We start from the raw sequence: 4,756 nt of genomic DNA, 5'->3' as shown, positions 1-4,756 counted from the left end.
CTGTAGACTATTTCATTACTTAAACGAATCCTCTTATACACCGTGCCCCTGGTGTCAAGCCTACCCCTTAAACCTGTCTTCTCGATCCTCCGCGCATGACCCTCCCCGCCCTTCATGTAGTTCAACAGCCTCATGCCAATGGCTATTGCCCGCTTCACGAGGGCTTGATCAATGACTCCACTCCTGGAATACTCCTCGGTGAGCTTTATCGAGATAAGCTCTATTAGGTCGAAGCCCATCCCCCTACCAAGATGGAACAATAGCTTCTTCTCATCGCCTACAATAATACTCTCGAGCACTGGCCTGTACATAGGCTCCAGCATAGATGGATCAATCCTCTCAGCGATGTATAAGGCGTACACCTTGAAGGAGGTATCACGGGTCAACATGTACTCCACATAACTCCCTATAACCTCCCCCAGCATTATTTTGCTGGCGAGAGCTTTATCCAGGCTACCAAGGCTCTTTAACTCCATTAATGATAAGGGGTTAAGGCGCCTATAGAAATCAGCATCCCTCACCCTTTGTCTAAGCCCTCTTAAAACCCCCCATCTTTCCTTCAATGGGAGCTCCTCTATTCTTTCAACAAGCACCCTTTCCTTTCCTTTCACATACTCGGCAGCGTTATCCATATATTGAAGTAGATGCGGGGGTATATCCGCTTTAACCCCTTTAAGAACCCTCCCTAATACTTTCTCGAGTCTACGTGCATCGTTGAACGAAGGCGTCCATCCCTCTACTATACGCCTCCTCAACTCACCGATTATCCTATTATCCACGCTATGGTTGAACCCGTAGAACTTCTCGGCTAGAGACACTAGGTCCTCTGTCTTAACACTATTCAATAAGTCCTCGGTGAGTACTTTACTCCAGAGCCTACTAGGTATCTCACCGAGGAACCGCTTTATATCATTTAACTCTAACCTATATGTGGAGCCAGCCCGATACCTCGACAACTCGTCTCTATCGACTACTAGGGAGCCATTGGATCGCTTCTTCAGAATCCCTGCCTTCCTCATCCATATGTATGTGAGTATCTCTCTCCTCGAAGACTCCTCGCTGAGCATACTGCTAATGGTTAAAAACCGTGTCCTACCTAGCCTCCTGTATAGTTTCTCATCCAGTGTAAATAACTCCACTGTACCGCTTGGCTCACCCTGCGTTCTATCTGTGAGTCCTAGGGATTCAATCAGTTTACCCCTTAACTCAGCGAGGAGGATGGGATTACTGGTGATCATTGAGAGGGCAAGCTTCATTCCAATATATAATACCACCTTGTCGATGGGGGCCTTCTTAAACTCCCCTAGGGTCTCCTTAAGCTCATCTAGTTCAACCCGGATCCTCTCATCGATGAGCCTTCTCAACTCTTCAACGTTATCCGAGTATCTCATTGACTAATTCCTCATCCTCTGGATTCTTATAGAGCACAGCCCGTCCGGCTTCACGTAGTTCTTCCTCACTAGCCTTGCTCTTACCCTTGATATTGGATAACAACGCGGTTAGAGTGAGCCATGCAACCGTGTCGGAGATCCCGGGCTTGTATACTGCTTTACTCCTCAGCTTCCTAACAGCTTCAAGAGCCTTAAATATCACCACATCACTGAGCCTACTGCTTAAGCCACCTAGTTTCAACTCCACTATTTCATACTCCTCTTCCATGGATGGATACTGGAACTCTATCCTAACAACCCTCCTTAGGAAGGCATCACTGAGCTCTCCCTGGGCGATATCGTAGGGGTTGCTTGTGAATACTACTTGGAACCCTGATCCATTCTGCCTGTAAACCCTCTTCAACTCCGGTATTATTATCCTTCTTTTATCAATGATATCTAACAAGAGATTCTGGAACTCCTCACTACTTCTCCTTATCTCATCTATTAGGACACCGGTCTCCATTATTAAGCCGGCTAGCAACGGCCTAGGTATGAAGCTCTCCTCATTAAAACCCTTTGACATGGCTATTGCCGGGTGGAAGTCCCCTATGACCCTGTACTCATCATAGTTTTCGCTACATGGGAGTATAAAGGGTTTCCTACCGCTCCATAAATATAATATGGCCTCACCTATCTCGGTCTTACCGGTACCCGGAGGACCCTCGTAGAGGACAGGCCTGTTATTGATGAAGGCTGAGATAGTTAGGTAAACAACATAGGGTTTAACCACGAGCTTAAACTCTTCCCTTAAAGCTCTTATCATCCCCTCGGGATCCCTGACGGGTTGCCTAGCCTCAATCACCTGGCCATATATATCATAAACCTTTCTAACAATGGGATCCATGGAATCGGCTACCATGATTACAACCCATTCAATAATGTGGAAGCGTTAAACATTATCCAATTACAAGGAAGTAGTTAAAGGGATTTATTAAATAATGTCTACGAAAAGACTAGCCCTTTCTCCTACCCGTCCTCCTAGCAGCTATGTGCCCTACCTTTCTACCTGGTGGAGTATTACGTGCCACTGTGCTCGGCCTACCCACATGCTGGTGGCTACCACCACCATGGGGATGGAACGCTGCATTCATTGCTACGCCTCTAACCTTAGGCCACACGCGACTTTTAGCGCTCCACTTATAATATGCTGCACCAGCTTTCAATAAGGGCTTCTCTAATCTACCGCCCCCAGCTATCACGCCGATCATGGCTCTGGACTCGTTGGGGATCTCGATTACTCTACCACTCGGTAGTTGAACCTGTGTTTTACCGCCAGCTCTGCCAACAATAACGGCGTATGTACCACTTGCTCGGACAAATTTACCTCCATCACCAGGCCTCTTCTCTATATTTGCAACCTGCATTCCCTCGGGGATCATGCCTACCGGGAGTATATTGCCGTTGACGGGCTTGGCTCCAGGACCTATCTCTATTATTTGACCAGCATACATTCCCTCTACAGCGGGAACGTAGAATACTAGCCCCGTCTCCAGTTTAACCTGGGCCAGAGGCACCCATCTACCGGGGTCATGGACTAAGTCCTCTACTACAGCTTTATAGGTTTTAGAGGGGTCTAGCAACGGGTATCTGGCTGGTGCTACATGTATGTGATCAGGTGTCTTGAATACCGGGGAAGCCTTACCCCTTCTCTGAGGTATAATCCTCTTACCCATATATCACCACCCTAGATTAATCCCAGCTGTGAAGCAACCTCACTAGCCTTGTACTCTGGGGCTAGTTTAACATATGCCTTCTTCTCCCCTCTCGGGGTAATGAGCGTCCTGACATCCTCGACCTTGACGTTAAATAATTCCTCGACAGCCCTCTTAATCTCGGTCTTGCTTGCATCTATATCTACAATGAATGTCAAAGTGTTCTGTTTATCGATGAGCGTTAAAGCTTTCTCGCTTTGGAGAGGCCTAATAATGACCTTGTATAGTCTATCCATACTCATAGCGGTCTCACCCTATATTTTGAAGCAAGCTCGTTAAGAGCCTTCATAGATATAACCGTTAACCTACCCGGCACACCACCTGGGGCCAGATGCAGGATGCTTAGATTCCCAGGTGTCGCTATATCTACCCCGGGAAGGTTCCTTACAGCTTTCGCAAGTGGTATACTGTAGCTTGACACAATAAATAATATACTGCGTGGCTCCACGTAGGTCCTCCCCCTCATCTTACCTCTACCAGCCCTTATACCCATGCCATCCAAGCTTCTCTCTACATCACTCCACAATCCTATCTTCTCCAGGTACTCCCTAACCTGTGTAGTTTTAGAAATACTTGACTCGGCTTCATCCACTATGATCACAGGAAGCCTGCCAGGTGTAAATACATGACCCCTCTCCCTTACTAGCTCGGGTCTCGAGGTGGCCGCAAGCGCTGAGATTATAGCCATAACTCTTTCCTTCTTATTCACCTCTTCATGTATCCTCTCATCGGGTCTAGGCGGAAACGCTGCATGTCCTTTTCTAGTGCTTACAACAAACCTTGCTGTACCATTGGGTAGCCTTGGCACCCTGGCTAAACCATATCCAACACCCCAGTATTTAGCCGTGGTTCTTTTACCAGCTAAGGGATCCCTTCCCTTCGGCTGCAGCATCGCAGTAAACGCTGATAGAAAGGCTCTTCTAATGAGGTCTCTACGTATTGGTACATTAAATAACTCCGGTAGCTCAATCTCGCCGACCACGTTGCCGTTGACACCGTATACGTTGACCTTTATTTTCTCCTTAAAGGCTAATGGAGTAATTGTCTCGAGAGTCATAACCACCACCTAAATGCCCTGCTTGCTCTCAAGGCTTAAATAAGCTATCTTAGGGCCTGAGAGAGGTAGCCATCTTAAGTTAGGTCTAATCGGGTGGCGCAGTATAAGCATTCTCTTTGCAGGCCCGAATACTGTGCCCTTAAGCATTATATATGGGCCGTAAACAAGCCCGTAGTGTAGGAAGCCCCCTTCAATAGTTATCTCCAACCCATTCAACCCCATCTTAAGTATTCTCTTGTTATACTCGGTCCTCCTATGGAAACCCATTTGACCGGCCTGTGGTGGCTCACTCATAGTACCGAAGCCCGGGCTCCTGGCACCAATTTTCCTACTACCCTTCCTGTGCTTATGCCATCTGGGTAGCTCCTTAACACCAAACCTCTTTACAACTCCCTGGAAACCCTTACCCTTTGTTACACCGATGACATCCACGAACTGTCCCTCCATGAAGACATCCGATGCTCTAACGTAGCCGCCTAGAATGCCTTCGGCATACTTCAATCTCTCATCTATACTGCCTCCACCGATCTTCAACTCAATTATTTCAGGCTTCT

The 4,756-nt window shown here is 47.4% G+C and carries 6 protein-coding genes; all 6 read right to left on the bottom strand.

From position 1 onward, the window contains the following. On the bottom strand, positions 1-1,391 hold a 1,391-nt coding region (locus ACP5N5_RS05655), incomplete at its 3' end, for a VWA domain-containing protein (protein ID WP_428133746.1). Continuing rightward, positions 1,375-2,292, bottom strand: coding sequence for an AAA family ATPase (locus tag ACP5N5_RS05650; RefSeq protein WP_428133742.1), 918 nt, complete (start codon positions 2,290-2,292; stop codon positions 1,375-1,377). The genes ACP5N5_RS05655 and ACP5N5_RS05650, both read right to left, overlap by 17 nt. Before the next feature lie 94 nt (positions 2,293-2,386). Then, the gene (locus tag ACP5N5_RS05645) at positions 2,387-3,106 is read right to left on the bottom strand and encodes a 50S ribosomal protein L2 (RefSeq protein WP_428133738.1); all 720 of its coding nucleotides are present in this window, start codon (positions 3,104-3,106) and stop codon (positions 2,387-2,389) included. An 11-nt stretch (positions 3,107-3,117) separates the two neighbouring features. Then, entirely contained in the window at positions 3,118-3,387 is a 270-nt protein-coding gene (locus tag ACP5N5_RS05640) for a 50S ribosomal protein L23 (protein ID WP_198011725.1), read from the bottom strand. Continuing rightward, positions 3,384-4,202: a 50S ribosomal protein L4 gene (rpl4p, locus tag ACP5N5_RS05635; RefSeq protein ID WP_042667824.1), complete on the bottom strand. Its 819-nt coding sequence runs from the start codon at positions 4,200-4,202 to the stop codon at positions 3,384-3,386. Before rpl4p ends, ACP5N5_RS05640 begins: the two co-directional genes overlap by 4 nt. Before the next feature lie 9 nt (positions 4,203-4,211). Then, positions 4,212-4,756: 50S ribosomal protein L3 (gene rplC / locus ACP5N5_RS05630; RefSeq protein ID WP_428133730.1), on the bottom strand; the 545-nt coding region annotated here is incomplete at its 5' end.

The sequence above is a fragment of the Desulfurococcus sp. genome, assembly GCF_049970475.1.
Taxonomy (GTDB): Archaea; Thermoproteota; Thermoprotei_A; order Sulfolobales; family Desulfurococcaceae; genus Desulfurococcus; species Desulfurococcus amylolyticus.
The sequence above is the reverse complement of the archived record's forward strand: the minus strand, read 5'-3'. Positions and strand labels throughout refer to the sequence as shown.

What these genes read in the sequence shown, in the direction of transcription:
- ACP5N5_RS05645 (WP_428133738.1), bottom strand. Translation starts at nt 3,106, where the DNA reads ATGGGTAAGAGGATTATACCTCAGAGAAGGGGTAAGGCTTCCCCGGTA.
- ACP5N5_RS05640 (WP_198011725.1), bottom strand. Translation starts at nt 3,387, where the DNA reads ATGAGTATGGATAGACTATACAAGGTCATTATTAGGCCTCTCCAAAGC.
- rpl4p (WP_042667824.1), bottom strand. Translation starts at nt 4,202, where the DNA reads ATGACTCTCGAGACAATTACTCCATTAGCCTTTAAGGAGAAAATAAAG.
- ACP5N5_RS05650 (WP_428133742.1), bottom strand. Translation starts at nt 2,292, where the DNA reads ATGGTAGCCGATTCCATGGATCCCATTGTTAGAAAGGTTTATGATATA.